23 protein-coding genes and 1 pseudogene are annotated in these 23632 nt (G+C 63.0%); 8 read left to right on the top strand and 16 right to left on the bottom strand.

The window, feature by feature from the left end:
• Positions 1-134: 134 nt before the first annotated feature.
• The 3 genes from ACIQUI_RS02890 to phoB all read right to left on the bottom strand — a co-directional run bounded on the left by ACIQUI_RS02890 (position 135) and on the right by phoB (position 3802).
• Complete coding sequence (locus ACIQUI_RS02890) at positions 135-1475, bottom strand: CNNM domain-containing protein (protein ID WP_391131352.1); 1341 nt, start codon at positions 1473-1475, stop codon at positions 135-137.
• A gap of 195 nt (positions 1476-1670) precedes the next feature.
• A complete protein-coding gene (phoR, locus tag ACIQUI_RS02895) occupies positions 1671-2978 on the bottom strand; it encodes a phosphate regulon sensor histidine kinase PhoR (protein ID WP_403194824.1) in 1308 nt (435 codons plus the stop codon).
• A gap of 134 nt (positions 2979-3112) precedes the next feature.
• Positions 3113-3802, bottom strand: a complete 690-nt coding sequence (gene phoB / locus ACIQUI_RS02900; RefSeq protein WP_008091627.1) for a phosphate regulon transcriptional regulator PhoB — start codon at positions 3800-3802, stop codon at positions 3113-3115.
• A 173-nt stretch (positions 3803-3975) separates the two neighbouring features.
• Between phoB and ACIQUI_RS02905 the strand changes: the two genes are divergently transcribed.
• Positions 3976-4347 carry a hypothetical protein gene (locus ACIQUI_RS02905; protein ID WP_403194827.1) on the top strand — a complete coding sequence of 124 codons (372 nt, stop codon included), beginning with the start codon at positions 3976-3978 and terminating at the stop codon, positions 4345-4347.
• Positions 4348-4471: 124 nt separating this feature from the next.
• Here ACIQUI_RS02905 and ubiA read toward each other — a convergent pair whose 3' ends face one another.
• Both ubiA and ACIQUI_RS02915 read right to left on the bottom strand, forming a co-directional pair.
• Entirely contained in the window at positions 4472-5362 is an 891-nt protein-coding gene (ubiA, locus tag ACIQUI_RS02910; protein WP_391131359.1) for a 4-hydroxybenzoate octaprenyltransferase, read from the bottom strand.
• On the bottom strand, positions 5362-5919 hold the full coding sequence (locus ACIQUI_RS02915) for a chorismate--pyruvate lyase family protein (protein WP_403194829.1): 558 nt from the start codon (positions 5917-5919) through the stop codon (positions 5362-5364). Before ACIQUI_RS02915 ends, ubiA begins: the two co-directional genes overlap by 1 nt.
• A gap of 230 nt (positions 5920-6149) precedes the next feature.
• Here ACIQUI_RS02915 and ACIQUI_RS02920 point away from each other — a divergent pair, with 230 nt between their 5' ends.
• The 4 genes from ACIQUI_RS02920 (at position 6150) to ACIQUI_RS02935 (ending at position 8498) form a co-directional block, all read left to right on the top strand.
• Positions 6150-6317, top strand: coding sequence for a rubredoxin (locus tag ACIQUI_RS02920; protein WP_003253349.1), 168 nt, complete (start codon positions 6150-6152; stop codon positions 6315-6317).
• A gap of 16 nt (positions 6318-6333) precedes the next feature.
• Positions 6334-7482, top strand: coding sequence for an NAD(P)/FAD-dependent oxidoreductase (locus tag ACIQUI_RS02925; RefSeq protein WP_403194830.1), 1149 nt, complete (start codon positions 6334-6336; stop codon positions 7480-7482).
• Between the two features lie 187 nt (positions 7483-7669).
• Positions 7670-7978: an HU family DNA-binding protein gene (locus ACIQUI_RS02930; RefSeq protein ID WP_403194832.1), complete on the top strand. Its 309-nt coding sequence runs from the start codon at positions 7670-7672 to the stop codon at positions 7976-7978.
• Between the two features lie 148 nt (positions 7979-8126).
• Positions 8127-8498 carry a helicase gene (locus tag ACIQUI_RS02935; protein ID WP_391131365.1) on the top strand — a complete coding sequence of 124 codons (372 nt, stop codon included), beginning with the start codon at positions 8127-8129 and terminating at the stop codon, positions 8496-8498.
• Positions 8499-8633: 135 nt separating this feature from the next.
• Here ACIQUI_RS02935 and ACIQUI_RS02940 read toward each other — a convergent pair whose 3' ends face one another.
• The 6 genes from ACIQUI_RS02940 to exbB all read right to left on the bottom strand — a co-directional run bounded on the left by ACIQUI_RS02940 (position 8634) and on the right by exbB (position 15368).
• The gene (locus ACIQUI_RS02940; RefSeq protein WP_403194834.1) at positions 8634-10037 is read right to left on the bottom strand and encodes an HDOD domain-containing protein; all 1404 of its coding nucleotides are present in this window, start codon (positions 10035-10037) and stop codon (positions 8634-8636) included.
• 78 nt (positions 10038-10115) lie between these two features.
• Positions 10116-12194 carry an ATP-dependent DNA helicase RecG gene (recG, locus tag ACIQUI_RS02945; RefSeq protein ID WP_403194836.1) on the bottom strand — a complete coding sequence of 693 codons (2079 nt, stop codon included), beginning with the start codon at positions 12192-12194 and terminating at the stop codon, positions 10116-10118.
• A gap of 3 nt (positions 12195-12197) precedes the next feature.
• On the bottom strand, positions 12198-13124 hold the full coding sequence (locus ACIQUI_RS02950; protein WP_286111794.1) for a hydrogen peroxide-inducible genes activator: 927 nt from the start codon (positions 13122-13124) through the stop codon (positions 12198-12200).
• Between the two features lie 94 nt (positions 13125-13218).
• On the bottom strand, positions 13219-13950 hold the full coding sequence (locus ACIQUI_RS02955) for a TonB family protein (protein WP_391131372.1): 732 nt from the start codon (positions 13948-13950) through the stop codon (positions 13219-13221).
• Positions 13947-14375, bottom strand: coding sequence for a TonB system transport protein ExbD (exbD, locus tag ACIQUI_RS02960; RefSeq protein ID WP_003253367.1), 429 nt, complete (start codon positions 14373-14375; stop codon positions 13947-13949). Before exbD ends, ACIQUI_RS02955 begins: the two co-directional genes overlap by 4 nt.
• Positions 14376-14378: 3 nt before the next feature.
• A complete protein-coding gene (gene exbB, locus ACIQUI_RS02965) occupies positions 14379-15368 on the bottom strand; it encodes a tonB-system energizer ExbB (protein WP_403194839.1) in 990 nt (329 codons plus the stop codon).
• 189 nt (positions 15369-15557) lie between these two features.
• On the opposite strand from exbB, the gene ACIQUI_RS02970 reads away from it, so the two are divergent.
• A complete protein-coding gene (locus ACIQUI_RS02970; RefSeq protein WP_403194841.1) occupies positions 15558-16415 on the top strand; it encodes an SDR family oxidoreductase in 858 nt (285 codons plus the stop codon).
• A 136-nt stretch (positions 16416-16551) separates the two neighbouring features.
• On the opposite strand, the gene ACIQUI_RS02975 is transcribed toward ACIQUI_RS02970, so the two are convergent.
• The 5 genes from ACIQUI_RS02975 to ACIQUI_RS02995 form a co-directional block, all read right to left on the bottom strand.
• Complete coding sequence (locus ACIQUI_RS02975) at positions 16552-17283, bottom strand: hypothetical protein (RefSeq protein WP_403194843.1); 732 nt, start codon at positions 17281-17283, stop codon at positions 16552-16554.
• 55 nt (positions 17284-17338) lie between these two features.
• Complete coding sequence (locus ACIQUI_RS02980; protein ID WP_403194844.1) at positions 17339-17719, bottom strand: RidA family protein; 381 nt, start codon at positions 17717-17719, stop codon at positions 17339-17341.
• A 23-nt stretch (positions 17720-17742) separates the two neighbouring features.
• Positions 17743-19851, bottom strand: a complete 2109-nt coding sequence (gene spoT / locus ACIQUI_RS02985; protein WP_391131381.1) for a bifunctional GTP diphosphokinase/guanosine-3',5'-bis pyrophosphate 3'-pyrophosphohydrolase — start codon at positions 19849-19851, stop codon at positions 17743-17745.
• A 59-nt stretch (positions 19852-19910) separates the two neighbouring features.
• Entirely contained in the window at positions 19911-20174 is a 264-nt protein-coding gene (gene rpoZ / locus ACIQUI_RS02990) for a DNA-directed RNA polymerase subunit omega (protein WP_012312123.1), read from the bottom strand.
• Between the two features lie 204 nt (positions 20175-20378).
• Complete coding sequence (locus ACIQUI_RS02995; protein WP_403194846.1) at positions 20379-21251, bottom strand: LysR family transcriptional regulator; 873 nt, start codon at positions 21249-21251, stop codon at positions 20379-20381.
• A gap of 206 nt (positions 21252-21457) precedes the next feature.
• On the opposite strand from ACIQUI_RS02995, the gene ACIQUI_RS03000 reads away from it, so the two are divergent.
• Together ACIQUI_RS03000 and ACIQUI_RS03005 are read left to right on the top strand one after the other, a co-directional pair.
• Positions 21458-22840 carry a glutamine synthetase family protein gene (locus ACIQUI_RS03000; RefSeq protein ID WP_403194848.1) on the top strand — a complete coding sequence of 461 codons (1383 nt, stop codon included), beginning with the start codon at positions 21458-21460 and terminating at the stop codon, positions 22838-22840.
• A gap of 4 nt (positions 22841-22844) precedes the next feature.
• Positions 22845-23618: pseudogene (locus ACIQUI_RS03005) on the top strand (gamma-glutamyl-gamma-aminobutyrate hydrolase family protein).
• Positions 23619-23632: the final 14 nt, after the last annotated feature.

The raw sequence follows: 23632 nt of genomic DNA on the forward strand, positions 1-23632 counted from the left end.
AAAGCTTCCTCGGATAGGCCTGATACATAGATGCAACCGGGTTCCTATGTTCAAAAGCAATTAGACAGTGTGGGCGAGTCCATACATAGGAGCGGCCTTGTGTCGCGATGGGCTGCGCAGCAGCCCCATGGCCCTCAATCCAGCTTCAGCACCTTGGCCAGCACAATCTTCGGCCCTTTCATCTTCTTGATGATGATGCGCAGCCCTTCGACCTCCAGCACTTCCTCTTCTTCAGGCACGCGCTTGAGTGTTTCGTAGACCAACCCTGCCAGGGTTTCCGCCTCGATGTGGTCAAGGTCGATGCCCAGCAGGCGCTCAACCTTGAACAGCGGCGTATCACCCCGTACCAGCAGTTTGCCCGGCTGGTAGGCGAGGATGCCGCGCTCGGTCTTGCGGTGCTCGTCCTGGATGTCGCCCACCAGCACTTCCAGCACGTCTTCCATGGTCAGGTAGCCGATTACCTTGCCGTCGGCTTCTTCCACCAGCACGAAGTGCGCGCCGCCCTTGCGGAACTGCTCCAGCAATTGCGACAGCGGCATGTGCCGCGATACGCGCTCCAGCGGCCGGGCGAGGTCGTCCAGGTCGATGGTCTCGGGCAAGTGCTCCAGCTCGGCCAACTCCAGCAGCAGGTCCTTGATGTGCAGCAAGCCGGTGAATTCTTCACGCTCTGCGTCATACACCGGGTAGCGGCTGAACTTGTGACGGCGCACCAGGGCCAGGATCTGCTTCAGCGGCGCATGGGCGTCGATGCTGACCATGTCCTCACGCGAGTTGGCCCAGTCGACCACTTCCAGCTCGCCCATTTCCACGGCCGACGCCAACACGCGCATGCCTTGGTCGCTTGGGTCCTGGCCACGGCTGGAGTGCAGGATCAGCTTGAGTTCTTCACGGCTGTAGTGGTGCTCGTGGTGCGGGCCAGGCTCGCCCTGGCCGGCGATGCGCAGGATGGTGTTGGCGCTGGCATTGAGCAGGTAGATGGCCGGGTACATCGCCCAGTAGAACAGGTACAACGGTACCGCCGTCCACAGCGACAGCAGCTCGGGTTTGCGGATGGCCCAGGACTTGGGTGCCAGCTCACCGACCACGATGTGCAGGTAGGAGATGACAAAGAAGGCGATGAAGAACGAGATGGCCTTGATCAGCTCGGGCGAGTCGACGCCAAAGTAGGCGAGCAGCGGCTCCAGCAGGTGGGCAAACGCCGGTTCGCCGACCCAGCCCAGGCCCAGGGAGGCGAGGGTGATACCCAGCTGGCAGGCTGACAGGTAGGCGTCGAGCTGGTTGTGTACCTTGCGCAGGATATTGCCGCGCCAGCCATGCTGTTCGGCGATGGACTCCACGCGGGTGGCGCGCAGCTTGACCATGGCGAACTCGGCGGCAACGAAGAATCCGTTGAGCAGCACCAGCAGCAAGGCAAAGATGATCATGCCGAAGTCGGCGAATAACGAGGTGAGGCTGATACCAGGGGAAGGGTCCATGATGGAGTTTTTACGGGGTCCGTCTTTGAGATAAGGAGAAAAAAAGTGCCAGCGTTTGCTGGCACAGGGGATCCAATGTAGCGGCTGGGGCCGCAAAAGCAAAGGGCAGCGAATTCTTTGGTCCCCAAGGGGGGGCGCGATCCCTTGTAGGAGCTGCCTTGTGTCGCGATGGGCCGCGCAGCGGCCCCAGGGCCCTCAACCTTTGCCGTTGGCCAATTGTGCCGGCAAAAAATGACAGGTAAAGGTACTGCCATGCCCCGGCACACTGCTGATTTCCAGCTTGCCGCGGTGACGCATCAGCACATGCTTGACGATCGCCAGCCCCAGCCCGGTCCCACCGGTATTCGACGCCCGGCTGGAATCAACCCGGTAGAAGCGTTCGGTCAGGCGCGGCAAGTGCTTGGCGTCGATGCCCACCCCCGAGTCCTGTACCGACAAGTGTGCACCCTGGGCATCGGCCCACCAGCGGATACGGATGTTGCCTTCGTCCTGGGTGTACTTGACCGCGTTGAACACCAGGTTGGAAAAGGCACTGCGCAGTTCAGACTCGCTACCCTTGAGCTTCACGCCAGGCGCCGCTTCCAGGGTGATGCGCTGGTTGCGTGGCCCGGACAGCGCCTGGGCGTCGTTCTTGATGGCGGTGAGCAAGGCATCGACTGCCACCGGCTGGTTGTCCGACGGGTAGTCGGTGGCTTCCAGCTTGGCCAGCAGCAGCAGGTCGTTGAGCAGCGTCTGCATGCGCGAACCTTGCTGGCTCATCTGCTGCAACGCGCGCTTCCAGCGCGGGTTCACGTCTTCGACGTTATCCAGCAGGGTTTCCAGGTAGCCGGTGATCACGGTAAGCGGCGTGCGCAGCTCGTGCGAGACGTTGGCGACGAAATCCTTGCGCATCTGCTCCAGCTGGTGAATGCGCGTGACATCGCGCACCAGCATCAAGTGCTCGTTGTTGCCATAACGGGTGATGTGCAGTTGCACACGCAGGCGGTCGTTGATCGGCGAGGGAATTTCCAGCGGCTCGAGGTAGTTCTCCGCTTCGAAGTACTCCTTGAAGCGTGGGTGGCGCACCAGGTTGGTGACCTGCTGGCCGCCGTCCTGTGGGGTCTTGAAGCCCAGCAGGGTTTCGGCGGCACGGTTCCACCACTCCAGGTTGCCGTCGCTGTCGAGCATGATCACGGCGTCACGCAGTGCGGCAGTGGACTCCTGCACCCGGTCGATCACCGCCTGCAGGCGGCCACGCACTCGCTGGTCGCGGCGTTGCAGGTGGTAGATGCTGTCGAACACCTCACCCCACAGGCCGTAGCCATCGGGTGGTGCTTCATCAGGTTGATGATTGCGCAGCCAGTCGTGCAGGCGCAGCAGTTGCTTGAGGGTCCAACCCAGGTAGAGCGCCAGGCCGATGGCCAGGCTCCAGCCATAGTAGCCACTGACCAACCCACCGATCAGGCAGACAGTGATCAGCAACAGCAGGTGGCGAATCAGGGTCGCGTGCCAGTTCTGGTTCAATTGACGGGATCCTTCGGATCCAGCTGCAAGTTGCAAGCCTCAAGCTGCAAGAAGAAGCGGATCGTGGTGCTGATAGTCCTTTTCGAGCCTTACGCTGCCGCTGTTTCTTGCAGCTTGCAGCTTGCAGCTTGCAGCTAGCTCTTGGTCGAGAAGCGGTAGCCAGTGCCCCGGACGGTTTGTACCAGATTTTCATAGGCTTCACCCAGCGCCTTGCGCAGGCGGCGGATGTGCACGTCAACCGTGCGTTCCTCGACATACACGTTGCCACCCCACACCTGGTCCAGCAGCTGGCCACGGGTGTAGGCGCGCTCCTGGTGGGTCATGAAGAACTGCAGCAGGCGGTATTCGGTAGGGCCCATCTCGGCCGGCTTGCCGTCGATGGTCACGCGGTGGCTGATCGGGTCGAGCAGCAGGCCGCCGACTTCGATCGGTGCTTCGGTGTCGCTCGGGCCGGTGCGGCGCAGCACGGCTTTCAGGCGCGCCACCAGCTCACGCGGCGAGAACGGCTTGGTGATGTAGTCGTCAGCGCCCACTTCCAGGCCCTGGATCTTGTTGTCTTCTTCACCCTTGGCGGTGAGCATGATGATCGGGATGTCACCGGTCAGCTCGTCGCGCTTGAGGCGGCGGGCCAGCTCGATGCCGGAGGTGCCTGGCAGCATCCAGTCGAGCAGGATCAGGTCCGGTTTGCGGTCGACGATGATCGCGTGGGCCTGTTGGGAGTTTTCCGCTTCCAGGCAGTCATAGCCGGCCATTTCCAGGGCAACGGCGATCATCTCGCGAATGGGCGCTTCGTCGTCGACGATCAGAATGTTTCTGCCAACCATGCTCAAAACCTCTCCTGGATTCGGTGTCTTGGCCCGCATTAGATAACGGAATTATTGCAGCTGTGTGACAGGGTGTTGGCCGTTCTGGCGACATTCCGTGACTGGACTAGGCTTGAAAGGGCCGCAGCGGCGGCAACCAGAACCTAATTCCCCCCGAAACAATGGTGAATCCAATGACACGACAAACGCTGAGCTGGATGGCCCTTTTCGCTGCGCTGGCGCTCCCGGGGGTGGCGTCGGCCCACCATGCCATGGAGAAGGACGGCATGTGGGTCGATCATGCCGGCATGACCCTGTATACCTTTGACAAGGATGCGGGTGGCAAGTCGATGTGCAATGGCGAATGCGCTACCAATTGGCCGCCGTTGATGGTCAAGAAAGAAGACGAAGCGCCCAAGGACAAATGGACCCACGTAACCCGTGACGATGGTTCGATGCAGTGGGCCTACGACGGCAAGCCGCTGTATACCTTCATCAAGGACAAGAAGGCCGGGGACAAGACCGGTGACGGCTTGAAAGACGTCTGGCACGTCGCCAAGCCTTGAGACCGCCGGGGCCGCTGTGCGGCCCTTTCGCGACACAAGGCCGCTCCCACAGGGTCCTGCATACGCCGATCAATGTGGGAGCGGCCTTGCGTCGCGATAGGGCTGCAAAGCAGCCCCAGACTCTTCAGCGCAATGCGTAATCCAGCACCACCCCAATAAATACCAGCAACCCCGCCCAGTGATTGTGCAGAAACGCCTTGAAGCACGATTCCCGGTCCAGCTTGCGGGTCGACCAGTATTCCCAGGCAAAGCACGCCGCCGCCCCCAGCAGCCCCAAGTGGAACCAGCCCCCCAGCTCGAAGCGGCTGCCCGCCAACAGCAGGCAGCCCAGTGACAGCAGCTGCAAGGTCAGGATGATGGTGCGGTCGGCCTCGCCGAACAGGATCGCGGTCGATTTCACACCAATCTTCAGGTCGTCATCGCGGTCGACCATGGCGTAATAGGTGTCGTAACCCACCGTCCACAGCAAGTTGGCGATGTACAGCAGCCAGGCGCTGGCCGGCAGCTCGCCACCCGCCGCCGTGAAGGCCATGGGAATACCCCAGGAATACGCTGCACCCAGCACCACCTGCGGGTAATAGGTATAGCGCTTCATGAACGGGTAGCAGAACGCCAACGCCACCGCGCCAAACGACAGCCATACCGTGCGGCTGTTGGTGCACAGCACCAGCAGGAAGCTGACCCCGACCAGGATGGCGAACAGTGCCAGTGCCTCGCGCGGCCGGACCCGGCCACTGGCCAAGGGGCGGTCGGCGGTGCGCTTGACGTGGCCGTCCACCTTGCGGTCGGCAAAATCGTTGATGCAGCAGCCGGCAGCGCGCATCAGCACCACGCCAAGGCCGAAGATCAGCACATTGGCCAGGGTCGGTGAACCGTTGCCGGCAATCCACACCGCCGACAAGGTTGGCCACAGCAGCAGGTAGATACCGATCGGCCGGTCCATGCGGCTGAGCTGGACGAAGTCCCAGGCCCGCGGGTGCAGGCGGTTGAGCGACTTGAGCAGTTGCAGGTACATCAGCGGTTCTCCTCCTTGGCCGCTTGCCACAGTGCCGGCAGGAACACTTCTGCCACCAGCAGGTCCAGGCCGCCACGCTCGAAGCGCGAGCGGCGCCCCCACAGTGCGTCATGAACGGCCTCGGTTGGCAGCCAGGCCTGTGGATAACTGCACACTTCAATCGGGTGGCGAATGAACGCCTGGTCGCAGAACAGCAACTCGCCCAACGAGCGGCTGCCGAGGGTTTCCAGGTCCAACCCGCCGCGTTCCAGGGCGCTGCGGCTGGCGACGCTACGGGCGAATACCCAAGGTTGGCCATGGCCGCGCAGGTACACCTCGCGCACCCAGCCTTCTGACCCTGCAGCAATGCCCAGCGCCTGGCATTCATCATCGCGCAGCGGCTGCCAGCCCTCGAACAGCGGGGTCACAGAGAAGTGATCAAAGGACAGGCGGGTCAGGCGGCGGGTCAGCGAGCCCTCGTCGAACAGCCAGTCAAGGGTGGGCTGGTCGATGTCGGTCGCCAGCCGGGAATACGGCAGCCACGCGACAGCGGCTGCTTGCGGGGATTCGTACGACACGTCGGTCTGCTTGTTACAACCAGAGAGGCGGCGAGCTTAGCATGATTGCCCCGACTGCTTGCATACTGGTGGCAGGGCCGCTACAAAGCCCCCACGAATTGCGCGTCGGCCCCATTCGCGGGCTCGCCCGCTCCCACAGGTTATGCACCTTGCCTGTGGGAGCGGGCGAGCCCGCGAAGAGGCCCTCAGCAGCAACATACAGCCCCAGCCTGACCCGAGGGAAAAACCTGATGAAAAAGTGGCAGTGTATTGTCTGCGGCCTGATCTACGACGAAGCCGAAGGCTGGCCAGACGACGGCATCGCCCCCGGCACGCGGTGGGAAGACGTGCCTGAAGACTGGCTGTGCCCCGACTGCGGTGTCGGCAAAAGCGACTTTGAAATGATCTCCATCGGTTAATCGAGGAAAGCACGACATGACGTCCCCTGTGGTAATCATCGGTACCGGCCTTGCGGGCTACAACCTGGCCCGTGAATTTCGCAAGCTCGATGCGCAGACGCCGCTGCTGCTGATCACTGCCGACGACGGTCGTTCCTATTCCAAGCCCATGCTCTCCATGGGCTTTGCCAAGCACAAAGGCGCCGATGGCCTGGTCATGGCCGAACCCGGCGCAATGGCCGTGCAGTTGAACGCCGAGGTCCGCACCCACACCCGCATCAGCGGCATCGACCCGGGCCACAAACGCCTGTGGATCGGCGAAGAGGCCGTTGAATACCGTGACCTGGTGCTGGCCTGGGGCGCCCAGACCGTGCAGGTGCCGATTGAAGGCGATGCGGGTGAGTGGGTATTCCCGATCAACGATCTGGAAGACTATGCCCGCTTCCGTGCCGCCGCCGCTGGCAAACAGCGCGTGCTGATTCTTGGCGCGGGCCTTATCGGTTGCGAATTTGCCAATGACATGAGCGTGGGTGGCTTCCAGGTCGACGTGGTCGCGCCGTGCGAACAGGTGATGCCGACGCTGCTGCACCAAGCCGCTGCGGCGGCCGTGCAAGCCGGGCTGGAAGGCCTGGGTGTGCGTTTCCACCTGGGGCCGGTGCTGAACCGGGTACAGCAGGTAGCCAACGGCCTGGAGGCGCACCTGTCCGATGGCAGCGTCATCGCCTGCGACCTGGTGGTGTCGGCCATCGGCCTGCGGCCACGCATCGACCTGGCCGCCGCAGCCGGCCTGCAGACCAACCGTGGCGTCAGCGTAGACCGCGAGCTGCGTACGTCCCACGCCAACATCTTCGCCCTTGGCGACTGTGCCGAAGTCGATGGCATCAACCTGCTCTACGTGATGCCGCTGATGAGCTGTGCCCGGGCGCTGGCGCAAACCTTGGCCGGCAAGCCGACCGCGGTCGCCTACGGGCCAATGCCGATCACCGTGAAAACACCGGCCTGCCCGCTGGTGGTTTCGCCGCCACCCTTGGGCCAGGAAGGCCAGTGGCAGGTGGAGGGGCAGGGTAGTGACCTGAAGGTGCTCTGCCAAGGCGCTGACGGCCAGTTGCTCGGCTATGCCCTGACCGGGGCCGCCGTGATGGAGAAGCTGGCGCTGAATCGCCAGTTACCGGCGGTAATGGCTTAAATAGAGGGCGTTCTGTCGGATTTATCCTGTTGTTGCCAGCACAATGGCCGCCCTGATACTGGCGCGGCCCCGGAGCACGTGCCATTCTCACTTCCGTCTGCCGCAGATTAGAGCCTGCGGTGCCTTGAGCGCTGCTCCCAAAGGCAGCACGGCATAACAACAAGAATTCCGTCAAAGAGGCTTCACTATGCGCAAACCAGAACTCGCCGCCGTCATCGCCGAGAAGGCCGATCTGAAAAAGGAAAAGGCCAATCAGGTTTTGAACGCGATTCTCGACATCATCACCGGCGCCCTGGACAAGGACACCGTGACCCTGGTCGGTTTCGGCACCTTCGAAAAACGTCATCGCGGCGCGCGTACCGGCAAGAACCCGCAAACCGGTGAGCCGGTCAAGATCAAGGCCAGCAATACGGTGGCCTTCAAGCCAGGCAAGAACCTGCGCGACGAAGTCAACGAAGCCAAAAAAGCTGCCAAGCCGGCCAAGAAAGGCAAATGATCGCTACCTGACAACCCCAGTGTCGGCCAAGCGGGCGCCTCAGGGCGCCCGTTGTGCTTTCTGCTGGCAAAATGTTTCGAACTTGCATAAATAGTTCTGGAAAAGTATAGACTGCGCGGCTTAGTCACTTTTTATTCGAGGCGCGTTGATGAAGTTCCGCTTTCTTCTCTGGGCCATGGGGCTGTTGATGGCCAGGGCCAGCCGCAACAACCCGGCATTCCAGCAGCAGCTCAAGGGCAAGGACCTGGTGTTCCAGATGCAGACCCTGGACGGCAATGTCGCCCGGCACTTCATCGTCAATAACGAGCGCATCAGCAGCAAGGGCGGCGCGCACCCACAGCCGGCCTTCGCCATTGCCTTCAAGGACGCAGCCTATGGCTTTGCCACGATGCAGGCTGGCAACAAGCAACTGGCGTTCATGCAGGGCATTCAGGACAAGAACATCCAGATCAAGGGCAATCCGGCGTTGGTGATGTGGTTCCAGGGGTTGATGAAGTACCTGAAACCTAAGAAGAAGTAGGGCTGAAAAACAGCAAAGGTGCTGGTGCTTAACCTGTGGGAGCGGGCAAGCCCGCGAATCAAGCGACGCGGTGCTTGGCACCGGCTGCGCCGGTGTTCGCGGGCTTGCCCGCTCCCACAGGTTATGCGTTGATGCCTAATGCGGTGCGTGGAACTGCGAAGCCAGTTCGCGCAACAGGTTCTCGGCCTCGAGCACCTTGTTCACCACATCCTCCGCCTTGTCCCGGGTAATGCCCAGGCGCTCCAGCAGCTCGTCAGGAATCTCCTCCAGCGGCCCCGAACCAATCCCCCGCGAACGCAGCAAACGGGTAGCCAGGCACACCAGGTTGGGGAACGCCGAATACTCGCCGTCGTAGGCCGGGTCGTGCTGGAAGCGCAGTGCGGTCGAGAGCTCTTCCGGCATGTCCCACAGCTTCATCAGCCAGGCGCCAATCTGTTCGCGGCTGATGCCCAGCAGGTGCTGTTCCACGTAGGTGTGGTTCAGGTGCGGGTTGACCTCCAGGTGGCGGCAAATCAGCGAGAAGTGTGGCGGGAACACGTGCGCCAGCAGCAGGTAGCCGAAGTTGTGCAGCAGCCCGGCCAGGTAGGTCAGCCCGGCCTCGGGGCGTTCTGCCCGAGGTATGGCGCGGGTCAGGCCTTCGATGATCGCTGCGGTGTAGATCGACTGCTGCCAGTATGGCGTGGCTTGTTGCGGGTGGTCTTTCGGCAGGCTCAACGTCTTGCCCAGCGCCAGGCCCAGGGCCAGGTTGATCACCAGGTCAAAGCCCAGCACGCGCACGATGGCATCCTCTACCGAGCGGATCTTGCCCGGCGAAGCGTAGTAGGGCGATGCCGCCCAGCTCACCACCTGTGCCGCCAGCGCCGGGTCGGTTTCGACCACCCCGGTGATGTCATCGATACTGGCGTTGGGGTCTACCCGTAGCTTGATGATCTTCTGCGCGGTGTCGGCCAGTGGCGGGATCTCGATGGTTTCTTCCAGGCGCTTCTGGATGCGACGGGCCGTGAAGGCCTGCACGGCAGTGGTGATTTCGCGGGTGTCGTCATCGGGGCGGTTGAGGTTGGGGCGGATTTCCCGGACCGGTTGGCCGAAACTGCCAGCGCTGGCTTTTTTCAGCATGCGCTTGAAGTCTTCCTGCTCGATTTCCAGCAACAGCCCGGCTTCGCCAGACTGGATATACAATTTTTCGGCAGCCAACAGCTTGTCTTCGTAGAGGCAAGGTGAGCTGGTCAGTGCCGGAATACCCGGCAAGTTCTTCAGCTGGTGCTTGTCGAGCATCTGTTTCAAGCGCGCCAGCGGCACCGCCTTGAGCTTGCGGCCGGTCAGCTCTTTCAGGCGGTTGAGGTCCAGCATCTTGCTCTGAGGGAACAGCACCATCAATGCGCCGATCTCATCGTCAAGCAGGATTGCCTGCACCCGCGAGGCGGCCGGCAGCTCCGAGTGTTCGACCACCTCTCGGTAGGCGACGCCAACCTTGTCCAGCAGCTGCCTGATAACAGAGGGGGCGTGTGGGGTTGCGGTGTCCAGGGCAACTTCAGTCATGGTCCGTATCCACTGATTCTTTTAAACGCGAAGTATAACCAGCCTGCGAGCAAATCTGGATCCATTCTGGGACTGGCGTCACACTTGCCCGTATTGTTGGCCATGACGCAGCCAGCGGTCGAGCAACGGGCTGACGTGCTCCGGCCAGCGCGCGATCAGGGCCTGGGCGGCGTCGCGCACGGCTGGCAGCAGGTCGGCGTCGCGCATCAGGTCGGCGACCTTGAACTGTAGCAGACCGGTCTGCCGAGTCCCCAGCATCTCGCCCGGGCCGCGCAGTTCCAGGTCTTTTTCGGCGATGATGAAGCCGTCGTTGGTCTCGCGCATGATCCCCAGGCGCTCGCGGCCGATCTGCGACAGCGGTGGGTGGTACAGCAGCACGCAATGGCTGACGGCACTGCCCCGGCCAACCCGGCCCCGCAGCTGGTGCAACTGGGCCAGGCCCAGGCGTTCGGGGTTTTCGATGATCATCAGGCTTGCGTTGGGTACGTCCACGCCTACTTCGATGACAGTGGTCGCGACCAGCAGCTGCAATTCACCGGCCTTGAACTGCGTCATGATCTCGGCTTTTTCCGCAGGCTTCATGCGGCCGTGGATCAGGCCTACACGCAATTCGCCCAAGGCGCTGCCGAGCTCTTCGTACGTGCTTTCGGCCGCCTGGCAGGTCAGCTCTTCGGACTCTTCGATCAGGGTGCACACCCAGTAAGCCTGACGCCCCTCGGCGCAGGCGGCGCGAACCCGTTCGACCACTTCGAAGCGGCGGCTGTCAGCCACCAGCACGGTGTTAACCGGCGTACGCCCGGGTGGCAGTTCGTCGAGTACCGAGGTATCCAGGTCGGCGTAGGCGCTCATGGCCAGGGTGCGCGGAATAGGCGTGGCGGTCATGATCAGCTGGTGCGGGCACAACTCGCCGGCCACGCCCTTCTTGCGCAGGGCCAGGCGTTGCTGCACGCCAAAACGGTGCTGTTCGTCGATGATCGCCAGGGCCAGGTGCTTGAACTTCACCTCTTCCTGGAACAGCGCATGGGTACCGACCACCATCGGTGCGCCGTTGGCGATCTGCTCCAGGGAAGCGGCCCGTGCCTTGCCCTTGAGCTTGCCGGCCAGCCAGGCCACTTCGATGCCCAAGGGCTCGAGCCAGCGCTTGAAGGTGATGTAGTGCTGTTCGGCGAGGATCTCGGTGGGTGCCATCAGCGCCACCTGGTAGCCCGCTTCCAGGGCCTGCAACGCGGCCAGGGCGGCGACCACAGTCTTGCCGGCCCCTACATCGCCCTGCACCAGGCGCATCATCGGCTCGTGCTGGCTGAGGTCGTAGGCAATTTCGTTGGCCACCCGCTGTTGCGCGCCGGTCGGCTGGAAGCCCAGGTTGGCCAGGTACTGTGCCTGCAGCCGCGTGGCCTTGGGCAGCACTGGCGCGCGCAGGCTGCGCAGGCTTTCGCGCAGGCGTTGCTGCGACAGCTGATGGGTCAGCAGCTCTTCGAAGGCCAGGCGGTGCTGGGCCCAATGCTGGCCTTCGGCAAGCTCGTCGAGGTCGGCGTCGGCCGGCGGGTTGTGCAGGTAACGGATGGCATCGTCCAGCGGCGCCAGCTGATAGTCCCGGGCCAGTTCGTCAGGCAGCCAGTCGGGCAGACTGCGTGGGCCGAGCAGGCCCAGGCTCTGCTGGCACAACAGGCGCAGGCGTTGCTGGGTGAGGCCTTCGGTGGACGGGTAGATCGGCGTCAGGGTCTGCTCGACCGGTGGCGGCGGCTCGTCACCATTCAGCGCACGGTATTCCGGGTGGTAGATTTCCAGGCCTGATGCGCCGGGGCGCGCTTCGCCGTAGCAGCGCAGATGGGTGCCACGTTTAAGGCCTTCTTTTTGTGCGTTGCTGAAGTGATAGAAGCGCAGGCTCAGCACACCTGTGCCGTCACCCAGGCGTACCACCAGGCTGCGGCGCTTGCCCATGGTCACATCGGCACCGCTGACCACACCCTCGATCACGGCATCCTGGCCTGGGCGCAATTGGCCAATCGGCACCACGCGGGTGCGGTCCTGGTAGCGCAAGGGCAGGTGGAACAGCACGTCCTGCAGGTTCTCCAGGCCTACCTTGGCGAGTTTCTCCGCCATGGCTTCGCCAACGCCCTTGAGTACCGTGACCGGGACCTTCGACAGCTCACTCATGGCTCAGGCCGGTTGTTCCGCAGGGGCTTTGGCGACCGAGCACAGGCGGATCGAGTCGGCGAGGATCTCGATGGCCTTCGGCCGCGGGAAGCTGGCGCGCCAGGCAATGGCCACGGTGCGGAACGGCGCTGGGGCGGTGAGCGGTCGAACCTCGATGATGCCAGGGGCGTAATGATGGCTGTGCACGGCAGACAGCGGCAGGATCGATACGCCAAGGCCGGAGGCCACCATATGGCGAATGGTTTCCAGCGAGCTGGATTCGACCGTGGTGTGCCTGGAGCCTTCGCCACCCTTGTTCAGGGTCGGGCAGGCTTCCAGTACCTGGTCGCGGAAGCAGTGGCCTTCACCCAGCAACAACAGGCTCTTGTCGTTGAGCATGGCGGTATCGATGGTCTTTTTCGCCGTCCACGGGTGGTCGGCCGGCATCAGGGCGCAGAACGGTTCATCGTACAGCGGTAGGGTCAGCACATCGGCTTCGTTGAACGGCAGGGCGATGATGACTGCATCCAGTTCGCCGTTGCGCAGTTTTTCGCGCAGTACATGGGTGAAGTTTTCTTCGATGTACAGCGGCATCTGCGGCGCTACGCGGTGCAGTTGCGGGATCAGGTGCGGGAACAGGTAAGGGCCGACGGTATAGATGGCGCCAACCTTGAGCGGGGCAGTGAGCTGGTTCTTGCCGGCCTGGGCCAGTTCGCGAATGCCCTGGGCCTGCTCCAGTACCTTCTGCGCCTGGGCGACGATGCTTTCGCCGACCGGGGTCAGGCGCACCGCGCTTTTGCTGCGTTCGAAGATCAGAACGCCAAGCTCATCCTCGAGCTTCTTCACACCGACCGACAGGGTCGGCTGGCTCACGTGGCAGCGTTCGGCGGCATGGCCGAAATGCTGTTCCTGGGCGAGTGTGACGATGTAGCGTAATTCTGTGAGGGTCATAACGTGCGTCCATGAAGTTGCGGGCCCAGCATAGCGGCTGCAATCGATAGACGCACGTTATCAGACTTGCCGATTTGTGACAGAAACAAAAGTCTCAGCGGCGGTCCAGCGAGTAGACGAACGGTGCCACGACTTCGATCGTGCCATTGTTCAGCAACTCAGGTGGCGGCTTGGGTACCGTGCCGGCCCGACGGATCATTTCCAGGGTCGCCCGGTCCAGTGCAGCACTGCCCGAACCACCGGCCATGGCGTACGACACGACCTTGCCTTCGGCGTCCACCACGAAGCGCAGGCGGTTGATGCCTTGCAGGCCGCGACGGCGCGCGTCTTCCGGGTAACGCTTGTACTTGGCCAGGTGGCGCAGCAGGTCGCTCTGCCAGGTTGGCAAGGCGTTGCTGTTGGACGCAATGCTCGGCGCCGGTGCCGCGGACTTCTGCGGTGGCGTGTTGCTGGGCGGTGCGTCTACCGTCTGCTCGGTTGGCGGTGCTTCCGTCGGCGGCTCAGGCTTTTTCTCCGGCTTTGGTGGCTGGGGTTTGGCCTTCGGCTTGGGCGGCTTGTGCACGGCGATCTTGGGCTTGGGCGCTTCCACCAGCTTTGGCAGCGGCAGTTCTTCGACCGGTGCCGGTGGCTGTGGAGCCGCCTTCGGTGGCGGTGGTGGCGCAGGCTCAGGCAACGGTGCCAGCTCGACCATCATCGCTGCCGGGGGCAGCTCGATGGCCTGTGGCACCGACCAGTTGAGCGTCAGCAGCACGGCGACCACGTGCACGCCCAGCACAATCAGCAGGCTGCCACCGTAGCGCGCCATGTTTGAGCGCGTTTTCGTCATTTCTTGGCTGCCGTCTCGAGACCTACCAGACCGACCTTGAGGTAGCCGGCCGCGCGCATGTTGTTCATCACTTCCATCAGGTCGCCGTAATCCACGCCCTTGTCAGCCTGGAAGAAGATGGTGGTTTCCTTGTCACCCTTGGTCTTGGCGTCGAGCATCGGGCCAAGCTGGTCGGGCGCAGCAACCTGATCGTCGCCGACGTACAGCTTCTGGTCGGCCTTGACGCTGACGAACACCGGCTTCTCGGGCCTCGGCGCCGGTTTGGCGGTCGAGGCCGGCAGGTCGACCTTGATGTCGACCGTGGCCAAGGGGGCCGCGACCATGAAGATGATCAGCAGCACCAGCATCACGTCGATAAACGGCGTAACGTTGATTTCGTGGTTTTCGGCGAGGTCGTCGCCACCTTCGTTGAGATGCAGGCCCATGGCTTACCCCACTTTCACCATGTGCGGGGCGGCGCGATCGCTGCCCTGGTGGTCCAGGTCACGGCTGACCAGCAGCAGTACCTGGGCGGAGGCGTCGGACACCTGAGCCTTGTAGCCAGCGATGGAGCGGGCGAAGACGTTGTAGATGACCACGGCCGGGATTGCAGCGACCAGGCCCAGGGCGGTGGCCAGCAAGGCTTCGGCGATACCTGGGGCAACCACGGCCAGGTTGGTGGTCTGGGTCTTGGCGATGCCGATGAAGCTGTTCATGATGCCCCACACGGTACCGAACAGGCCGACGAACGGCGCGGTGGAGCCGATGGTGGCCAGTACGCCAGTGCCGTTGCTCATGTTACGGCCGCTGGCGTGCACCAGGCGCTCCAGGCGGAAGCTGACGCGTTCCTTGATGCCTTCTTTTTCGCGGGCGTTGGCCGACAGGCGCATTTCTTCGAGGGCGTCGTGGACCAGGGTGTGGGCCAGGGTGCCTTCTTTGCTGGAAACTTCGCTGGCTTCTTTCAGGCTGGCGGATTTCTTCAGCTGGGCGATTTCACCACGCAGGCGACGCTTGGCGCCCATCAGCTCGAAGCCTTTGGCGATCCAGATAGTCCAGGTGATGATAGAGGCGATCGCCAGGCCAATCATGACGATCTTCACCACGATGTCGGCGTTCTTGTACATGCCCCATGGGGACAGGTCGTGGGCCATGCCCAGCGAGGTGTCTTCAACCAGCGCGTCGGTGGCGGGATCAACCACTACCTGCGAATCTGCCGGGGTGGCAGCCTTTGCTTCGCCAGCGGGTGCCTGGCCTTCCACGGCGGGTGCCGCTGGGGTAGCCGGAGCAGCCGGAGCAGCAGCAGCGGCTGGCGCGGCGGCCGGGGTGGTTGGCTCATCGGCCATGGCCACCGGGGCCAGCACCAGGCTGAGTGTCAGCGCGGCGATGGCGCGCCAGGCGCGCGACGGGGTTGGCGAAGCGGAAGGTTGAGTACGTGTCATGCTGGCCGGACCTGATGAAGAAAAAAGTGAACGTTCTCCAAGGCCTCGAAGTAGGCCGAGAACAAATTGGCTGCCATTATTGCAAGTAATTCTTGTTAACAAAAGTAATCTTGTTGCTTTTTTCGCCTATGGTCTAGCCACCCATCGTGTAGCGTGGCGGGCTGATCAATTGGTCTAGGGAGTTTAGTGATGTCAGACCTTTCCGTGATGGTGGTGGGATGTGGTGATGTAGGTGGGCGCTTTGCCAAGCAGATGCTGGCCAAAGGCTGGCAGGTAAGCGGCCTGCGCCGTTCGGTCGGGCATCTGCCTGCAGGCGTTACACCGATTGCCGCCGATCTGGCCGAGTCGTCGATCCCGCAAGCCTGGCCACAGGGTTCGCTGGACTACCTGGTCTACTGCGTGGCGGCCAGCCAGCACGACGAGGCGGGCTACCAGGCTGCCTATGTCGAAGGCCTGCGCCATGTACTGGCTTGGCTGGCCGAGCGTGGTCAGCGCCCGCGTCGCCTGCTGTTTGTATCGAGCAGTAGCGTGTATGCGCAAAAAGACGGTGAATGGATCGAAGAAGGTGCAGCCACCGAGCCCGAGGGCTATTCCGGGCGGGTGATGCTGGAGGCTGAACAGCTGGCGCTGGGCAGCGGCATCCCGGCGAGCGTGGTGCGCCTGACCGGTATCTATGGCCCTGGTCGTGAATGGCTGCTGAGCCAGGTGCGTCAGGGTTACCGCGTGGCCGAGGAGCCGCCGCTGTATGGCAACCGCATTCATGCCGAGGATGCCGCCGGCCTGCTGGCGCACCTGCTGCAGGCCGATGCCGATGGCAAGGTGCTGGACGACTACTATATTGGCGTTGATGACGACCCGGCGCCACTGGCCGACGTGGTGGCCTGGCTACGCGAGTACATGGGGGTTACCGAGTGGTCCGATGAGCAGCGGGTGCGGCGTACGGGCAGCAAACGCTGCAGCAATGCCCGGGCGCGGGCGTTGGGCTGGGTGCCGGAGTATCCGAGTTACAAGGAAGGGTATGCAGCCATCCTGAAAGGAAAAAACTGACTCATTAGCCGGGCGCGGTCTCTTGTGGGAGCGGGCGTGCCCGCGAACACCGGCAAAGCCGGTGCCACCCACCGCGTCGTCTGTTTCGCGGGCACGCCCGCTCCCACAAGGGTAGTGCCTGGCTCGAAGTCCGCTTTCAGTCCTTCTCCAGCACCCACTGAAGCGTACCCGCCGCCAGCTCCGGCATTTCATCCGGCTGCGCACGGTTCACGGCCTGGAAAATCTCCAGCCTGTCGCCATCGCGTTTGATGATGAATGGCGCACCACGCTGGTTACGCTCCAGCCACAGGCTGTCGTTGCTGCCGCCCATGGTCGCGCAGTCGCCCGCCAGGCACAGGGCGAAGCGGTCTGGCCCGGGCAGGCCGGTGACGTTGCCGGTGTCGCTGAAGCGCACGCTGGCACCTTTGCCTTGGCCTTCGGTGATCTTCCAGTTGCCACCCAGGTAAGCCTGGTACAACGCCTTCTCGAAGTTGCTACCCAGCGGGGCATTGGCAGCCGCAGGCGTTTTGGCGCGTACGAAAGCCTGCTTGGCACCCCGTTGATCGACGGTTAGCAGCTCGTCACCATCAAGCGACAGCTGTTCGGTCTGGCCGCCCTCGAAGCTGGCTTGCCATTGCTTTTCATTGGCGCTCAGCTGGCCGTCAGCGGCCTCGAAGCCATTGCTGTAGCTGGCTTGCTGGTTGGCGACGTCGAGCTTCCACTCGAACACCGGGCCATGCTCGTTCAGCGCCTGGCGCAAGCTGCCGCCTTTGACGGCCGCAGTGATGGCGTCCTGGTTGATCCAGGTGCCGTTGAAATCTTCAGGTTTGTGGCTGGCGCAGCCGCCCAGTAGCAGGGCTGCCAGCACGAGGGGCAATGCTTGACGCATGACGGGATAACCTTGCAGAGGAGGGGTGACGGGCAGGGCGCCCGTCACCGGGGCATCATTCGATGACCAGGATGGCGTCCATCTCGACCTGGGCGCCTTTCGGCAGCGCGGCAACGCCGATGGCGGCGCGGGCCGGGTATGGCTGCTCGAAGTAGCGGCCCATGACCTCGTTGACCTTGGCGAAGTGGCTCAGGTCGGTGAGGAAGATGTTCAGCTTGACGATGTCCTTTAACGAACCGCCAGCGGCTTCAGCCACGGACTTGAGGTTCTCGAACACCTGCACGGTCTGGGCTTCGAAGCCTTCAACCAGTTCCATGGTCTTCGGGTCCAGCGGGATCTGGCCCGACATGTACACGGTGTTGCCGGCCTTGATCGCCTGCGAGTAGGTACCGATAGCGGCTGGGGCCTTGTCGCTGGTAATGACGGTCTTGCTCATGATGACTCCTTGCGGTTGGCGGACTACGTACGCATGCGGGTGATGCGGACCACACCGGTCAGGGTACGCAGCTTCTTGATCACACGCGCCAGGTGCACGCGGTCGTGCACGCTGACCACCAGTTGGACCACGCTGATACGGCCGTCGCGTTCGTCCATGCTGATTTTCTCGATGTTGCCGTCGGCGGCGTTGACGCTGCTGGCCAGCAGGGCGATCAGGCCGCGCTGGTGCTCCAGTTCGACACGCAGTTCGACATTGAACTCACCTGTGATGTCCTTGGCCCAGGAGAGCTGCACGCATTTCTCCGGGTTGTGGCGGATTTCACTGATGTTGCGGCAATTCTCAAGGTGCACGACCATGCCTTTGCCAGCCGACAGGTGGCCGACGATCGGGTCACCCGGAATCGGCGTACAGCACTTGGCGTAGCTCAGCACCAGGCCTTCGGTACCACGGATCGCCAGCGGGCCTTCCGGCGCGGGCAACTGCTCGCCGTCGGCCGACAACAGGCGGCGTGCGACCACGTACGCCATGCGGTTGCCCAGGCCGATGTCTTCGAGCAGGTCTTCGATCAGTTCCTGGCGGTACTCGGCAAGAATCGCCTGGATACGTTCCTGCGGGATTTTCTCCAGGCTGCTGTCGAAACCGGTGAGCACCTTGTTCAGCAGGCGTTCGCCCAGGCTGATGGACTCGGAGCGACGCTGCTGCTTGAGTGCGTGGCGGATGTGCGTGCGTGCCTTGCCGGTCACCACGAAGTTCAGCCAGGCCGGGTTTGGCCGTGCGCCCGGGGCGCTGACGATTTCCACCGTCGAGCCGCTTTGCAGCGGTTCGGACAGCGGCGCCAAACGGCGGTTGATGCGGCAGGCGATGCAGCTGTTGCCCACGTCGGTGTGCACCGCATACGCAAAATCGACGGCCGTGGAGCCTTTGGGCAGCTCCATGATGCGGCCCTTGGGCGTGAACACGTAGACCTCGTCCGGGAACAGGTCGATCTTCACGCTTTCGATGAATTCCAGCGAGTTGCCGGCACGTTGCTGCAGTTCAAGGATGCCCTTGACCCACTGGCGTGCGCGGGCGTGGCTGCCCTTGGGCTGCTCGTCATCGTTGGACTTGTACAGCCAGTGCGCGGCGATGCCGTTGTTGGCCATCTCTTCCATCTCGCGGGTGCGGATCTGGATTTCGATGGGCACGCCGTGCATGCCGAACAGCGTGGTGTGCAACGACTGGTAGCCGTTGGCCTTGGGGATTGCGATGTAGTCCTTGAAGCGACCGGGCAGCGGCTTGTACAGGTTGTGCACGGCGCCGAGCACGCGGTAGCAGGTGTCGACCTTGTCGACGATGATGCGGAAGGCGTACACGTCCATGATCTCGTTGAAGGCACGGCGCTTGCCGCGCATCTTCTTGTAGATGCCATAGAGGTGTTTCTGCCGGCCGCTGACCTCGCCCTGGATACCGTCGACGGCCAGGCAGTTGGCCAGCGACTGCTCGATCTTGGCGACGATCTCCTTGCGGTTGCCGCGTGCGCTTTTCACCGCCCGGTGAATCAGCGACGAGCGCATCGGGTGCATGGCCTTGAAGCCAAGGTCCTCGAACTCCACGCGCACGGTGTGCATGCCTAAGCGGTTGGCAATGGGCGCGTAGATTTCCAGGGTTTCCTTGGCGATGCGCCGGCGTTTTTCGCCAGACAGCACTTCCAGGGTACGCATGTTGTGCAGGCGGTCGGCCAGTTTGACCAGGATCACGCGGATATCGCGGGCCATGGCCATGGCCATCTTCTGGAAGTTTTCGGCTTGCGCCTCGGCCTTGGTCTCGAAGTTCATCTGGGTCAGCTTGCTGACCCCATCGACCAGTTCGGCCACGGTCTCGCCAAATTGCTGGCTGAGGGCTTCCTTGGCGATGCCGGTGTCTTCGATCACGTCGTGCAGCATGGCCGCCATCAGGCTCTGATGGTCCATGTGCATGTCGGCGAGGATACTGGCCACGGCCAGCGGATGGGTCACGTAGGGCTCGCCGCTGCGGCGGCGCTGCCCGTCGTGGGCCTGTTCGGCGTAGAAATAGGCGCGCCGGACCAGGTTGACCTGTTCGGGGCCAAGGTAGGTCGACAGCCGTTCGGCCAAGGCTTCTATACCCGGCATGGGTTCACCTCCTGCGGAGGAAGAGGGCCTTGCGCCGTGCGACGTCGACCTGGCATCAATCAGACAGCCTCGTTGGACTCGTCCTCGAACGCGGCGAACACCGGATCCTCGGTGACGATCTCTTCAGCAGCGATGAACTCGTTGGTGACGATGCCTTCGGCGATTTCACGCAGGGCAACAACGGTTGGCTTGTCGTTTTCCCACGCAACGCGTGGCTCTTTGCCGCCGGTCGCCAGCTGGCGAGCGCGCTTGGTCGAGAGCATGACCAGCTCAAAGCGGTTATCCACGTGTTCCAGGCAGTCTTCAACAGTTACGCGGGCCATGGTCTTCCTCAGTAGCAAATGCGGTGGGCGTGCAGCCCAGTAATGGGCAGGCGGACTCGATAGTTTAAAAAATCACCAGCCAATAGGGAAGCGCTGTTTTGTCGGGCGCTTCATCCCCCAGCCTGCCACCGCACCCTGTGGGAGCGGCTTCAGCCGCGAAAGGGCCGGAACAGACACCCTCACTGCATGAACCTGACGATAACCTCAGAGCATCGCGCCGCGCAACCGTGGGGTCAGCTCTTCGAACAATGTCTGCACCGAGCGCAACGCCCGGCAATCCGGCCGGGTCAGCAGCCACAACTGGGTGTCACAGCCGGCCAGCGGCCCGCTCAGCGCATCCACCCCGGGTAGCGCATGCACCATGTAGTCCGGCAGCGCCGCCACGCCCAGCCCGGCGGTCACCAGCTGGGCGATGGTCGACATGCTGCTGCACTGGTAGCGCGGGCTCAGCCCAGGGTGCTGCTGGTTGCGCCAGACCACCGTGGGGTGGTCCTGCATCGAGTCGTCAGGGGCGATCCACGGCGTGCTGACGGGCGACTCGGCCAGGCGATCACGCCACTGTGGCTGGCCACACACCACGTAGGAGGTAGACCCCAGGTTGCGGCCTACCAGGTGCTCCGGTGGCGTGTTGGTCAGGCGCAGGGCAATATCGGCGTCGCGTCGGCTGAGGTTGGCAAAGGTGTTGGACGTGCCCATTTCCAGCGACAGGGCCGGATAGTTGGGCATGAATTCGGCCAGCGCTGGCAGCAGCAGGCTGTGCATCACCGCCTCGGTGCAGGTCAGCCGCACAGTGCCGCTTACCACCTGCTCGCCGCTGGTCATGGCGATGCGCGCCGCCTCCAGCGCCTGCTCGGCGCGCTCGGCCTGTTCGGCCAGGGCCTGGGCGGTATCGGTCGGCAGGTAACCCTTGCGGCTCTTGACGAACAAGGCTGTACCCAGCGCTGACTCGAGCCGACGGATCGAGCGGAATACCGTCGACACGTCGACTTTCAGAAGCTCGGCGGCCTTGGCCAGCGACCGGCCACGCTCCAGTGCCAGGACCAGGGAGAGGTCGGCGTGGGTAATCTGATATTGCATTGGTGCACGCTCTGCTTGCCGAATTGCCAATGTCTGTTGCGTCAGGGCCATTTTATAGTGAAACGGCCCCCCGGAATCAATGCGCCCGGTCGGGTAACCAATCCCCACGATGGGAAAGTGAAAAGAACAACAGCTGCAACCATCGTCGCCCGTGAGGCGCCAGCCGTATCCCCACATCGCCGCAGCAAATCAAAGGATGTACAGCCATGACGTCGGTAACCCCGTGCGCCAGTTCTTCCAGCGAGATGAATGACTTCCTCCAGGCCCATCCGGACACGCAGTACGTCGATCTGCTGATCTCCGACATGAATGGCGTGGTACGTGGCAAGCGCATCGAGCGGGCCAGCCTGCACAAGGTGTACGAAAAGGGCATCAACCTGCCGGCATCGCTGTTCGCCCTGGACATCAACGGCTCCACCGTGGAAAGCACCGGCCTTGGCCTGGACATCGGCGATGCCGACCGTATCTGCTTCCCGATCCCTGGCTCGCTGTCGGATGAACCGTGGCAAAAGCGCCCGACCGCCCAGCTGCTGATGACCATGCATGAACTGGACGGCCAGCCGTTCTTTGCCGACCCGCGTGAAGTGCTGCGCCAGATCGTGAGCAAGTTCGACGACCTGGGCCTGGATATTTGCGCTGCGTTCGAGCTGGAGTTCTACCTGATCGACCAGGACAACCTCAACGGCCGCCCGCAGCCGCCGCGTTCGCCCATTTCCGGCAAGCGCCCGCAGTCGACCCAGGTGTACCTGATCGACGACCTCGACGAATATGCCGACTGCCTGCAGGACATGCTCGAGGCGGCCAAGGAGCAGGGCCTGCCGGCCGATGCCATCGTCAAGGAAAGCGCTCCGGCGCAGTTCGAGGTCAACCTGCACCACGTGGCCGACCCGCTGAAGGCCTGCGACTACGCAATCCTGCTCAAGCGCCTGATCAAGAACGTGGCCTACGACCATGAAATGGACACCACCTTCATGGCCAAGCCCTACCCGGGCCAGGCAGGCAACGGCCTGCACGTGCACATTTCGTTGCTGGACAAGAAAACCGGCAAGAACATCTTTACCAGTGACGACCCGCTGCAAAGCGACACGCTGCGCCACGCCATCGGTGGCGTGCTCGAGACCATGCCGGCGTCGATGGCTTTCCTGTGCCCGAACATCAACTCCTACCGCCGTTTCGGCGCGCAGTTCTACGTGCCCAATGCGCCGAGCTGGGGCCTGGACAACCGCACCGTGGCCGTGCGCGTACCCACCGACAGCAGCGACAACGTGCGCCTGGAGCACCGCGTGGCCGGTGCCGACGCCAACCCGTACCTGATGCTGGCGGCTATCCTGGCCGGCGTGCATCACGGCCTGACCAACAAGGTCGAGCCGGATGCGCCGATCGAAGGCAACTCCTACGAACAACTGGAGCAAAGCCTGCCGAACAACCTGCGCGATGCCCTGCGCGCGCTGGACGACAGCGAAGTCCTCAACCAATACATCAGCCCGGACTACATCGATATCTTCGTGGCCTGCAAGGAAAGCGAACTGGCCGAGTTCGAAGTGTCGATCTCCGACCTTGAGTACAACTGGTACCTGCACACGGTGTAAGCCCATGAGCGCAACTGCGGTCCCCTTGATCGGTGTCAGCGCCTGCCGTCAGCAGGTAGGGAAGAACTCGTCGCACACGGTAGGCGACAAGTATGTCGAGGCGGCCGGCTTTGCCGGCTTGCCGCTGATCTTGCCGGCCCGTGACGGGGGCAGCGACACGCAAGCGCTGCTGGCCCGCCTGCACGGCATTGTTTTTACCGGCTCGCCTTCAAATATCGAACCGCATCATTACAATGGCGCCCCCAGCGTGGCGGGTACCCGTCACGACCTGGCGCGTGACCGGCTGACCCTGCCGCTGCTGCAGGCGGCCATTGCCGCCGGTGTGCCGGTGTTGTGCATCTGCCGTGGCTACCAGGAACTGAACGTGGCGCTTGGCGGCAGCCTGCATCAGCGTGTGCAGGAGTTGCCCGGCTATCTCGACCACCGCGAACCTGAGGACGCACCCCTGGAAGTGCAATACGGCCCTCGTCACCTGGTCGGCATCGAGCCTGGCGGGTTGTTCGAGCGCCTGGGCCTGGCTGCGCAGTTCGAGGTCAACTCGCTGCACAGCCAGGGCATCGACCGCCTGGCCCCTGGCCTGCGCGTCGAGGCACGGGCCCCGGATGGCCTGATCGAAGCGGTGTCCATGCCCGCTGCGCCGGGCTTTGTGCTCGGTGTGCAGTGACACCCGGAGTGGCGCTTTAGCGAAAACCCGGTCTCGCTGCGCCTGTTCCAGGCGTTTCGCGAGGCATGCATTGCCTACGCAGCACGGGAGGATGTACGGCAGAAGGCATTCTGACGTCACCCGAAGGT

The sequence above is a fragment of the Pseudomonas sp. NPDC090592 genome, from assembly GCF_044769185.1.
Lineage (GTDB): Bacteria > Pseudomonadota > Gammaproteobacteria > Pseudomonadales > Pseudomonadaceae > Aquipseudomonas.

Bases quoted from the DNA above. Each gene is read 5' to 3' on its own strand.
- ACIQUI_RS03000 (WP_403194848.1), top strand. From the start codon at position 21,458: ATGACGTCGGTAACCCCGTGCGCCAGTTCTTCCAGCGAGATGAATGAC.
- exbD (WP_003253367.1), bottom strand. From the start codon at position 14,375: ATGGGCCTGCATCTCAACGAAGGTGGCGACGACCTCGCCGAAAACCAC.
- ACIQUI_RS02955 (WP_391131372.1), bottom strand. From the start codon at position 13,950: ATGACGAAAACGCGCTCAAACATGGCGCGCTACGGTGGCAGCCTGCTG.
- rpoZ (WP_012312123.1), bottom strand. From the start codon at position 20,174: ATGGCCCGCGTAACTGTTGAAGACTGCCTGGAACACGTGGATAACCGC.
- ACIQUI_RS02935 (WP_391131365.1), top strand. From the start codon at position 8,127: ATGAAGTTCCGCTTTCTTCTCTGGGCCATGGGGCTGTTGATGGCCAGG.
- ACIQUI_RS02970 (WP_403194841.1), top strand. From the start codon at position 15,558: ATGTCAGACCTTTCCGTGATGGTGGTGGGATGTGGTGATGTAGGTGGG.
- spoT (WP_391131381.1), bottom strand. From the start codon at position 19,851: ATGCCGGGTATAGAAGCCTTGGCCGAACGGCTGTCGACCTACCTTGGC.
- ACIQUI_RS02930 (WP_403194832.1), top strand. From the start codon at position 7,670: ATGCGCAAACCAGAACTCGCCGCCGTCATCGCCGAGAAGGCCGATCTG.
- ACIQUI_RS02925 (WP_403194830.1), top strand. From the start codon at position 6,334: ATGACGTCCCCTGTGGTAATCATCGGTACCGGCCTTGCGGGCTACAAC.
- ACIQUI_RS02890 (WP_391131352.1), bottom strand. From the start codon at position 1,475: ATGGACCCTTCCCCTGGTATCAGCCTCACCTCGTTATTCGCCGACTTC.
- ACIQUI_RS02905 (WP_403194827.1), top strand. From the start codon at position 3,976: ATGACACGACAAACGCTGAGCTGGATGGCCCTTTTCGCTGCGCTGGCG.
- ubiA (WP_391131359.1), bottom strand. From the start codon at position 5,362: ATGTACCTGCAACTGCTCAAGTCGCTCAACCGCCTGCACCCGCGGGCC.
- exbB (WP_403194839.1), bottom strand. From the start codon at position 15,368: ATGACACGTACTCAACCTTCCGCTTCGCCAACCCCGTCGCGCGCCTGG.
- ACIQUI_RS02940 (WP_403194834.1), bottom strand. From the start codon at position 10,037: ATGACTGAAGTTGCCCTGGACACCGCAACCCCACACGCCCCCTCTGTT.
- ACIQUI_RS02920 (WP_003253349.1), top strand. From the start codon at position 6,150: ATGAAAAAGTGGCAGTGTATTGTCTGCGGCCTGATCTACGACGAAGCC.
- ACIQUI_RS02980 (WP_403194844.1), bottom strand. From the start codon at position 17,719: ATGAGCAAGACCGTCATTACCAGCGACAAGGCCCCAGCCGCTATCGGT.
- phoB (WP_008091627.1), bottom strand. From the start codon at position 3,802: ATGGTTGGCAGAAACATTCTGATCGTCGACGACGAAGCGCCCATTCGC.
- ACIQUI_RS02975 (WP_403194843.1), bottom strand. From the start codon at position 17,283: ATGCGTCAAGCATTGCCCCTCGTGCTGGCAGCCCTGCTACTGGGCGGC.
- recG (WP_403194836.1), bottom strand. From the start codon at position 12,194: ATGAGTGAGCTGTCGAAGGTCCCGGTCACGGTACTCAAGGGCGTTGGC.
- ACIQUI_RS02995 (WP_403194846.1), bottom strand. From the start codon at position 21,251: ATGCAATATCAGATTACCCACGCCGACCTCTCCCTGGTCCTGGCACTG.
- ACIQUI_RS02950 (WP_286111794.1), bottom strand. From the start codon at position 13,124: ATGACCCTCACAGAATTACGCTACATCGTCACACTCGCCCAGGAACAG.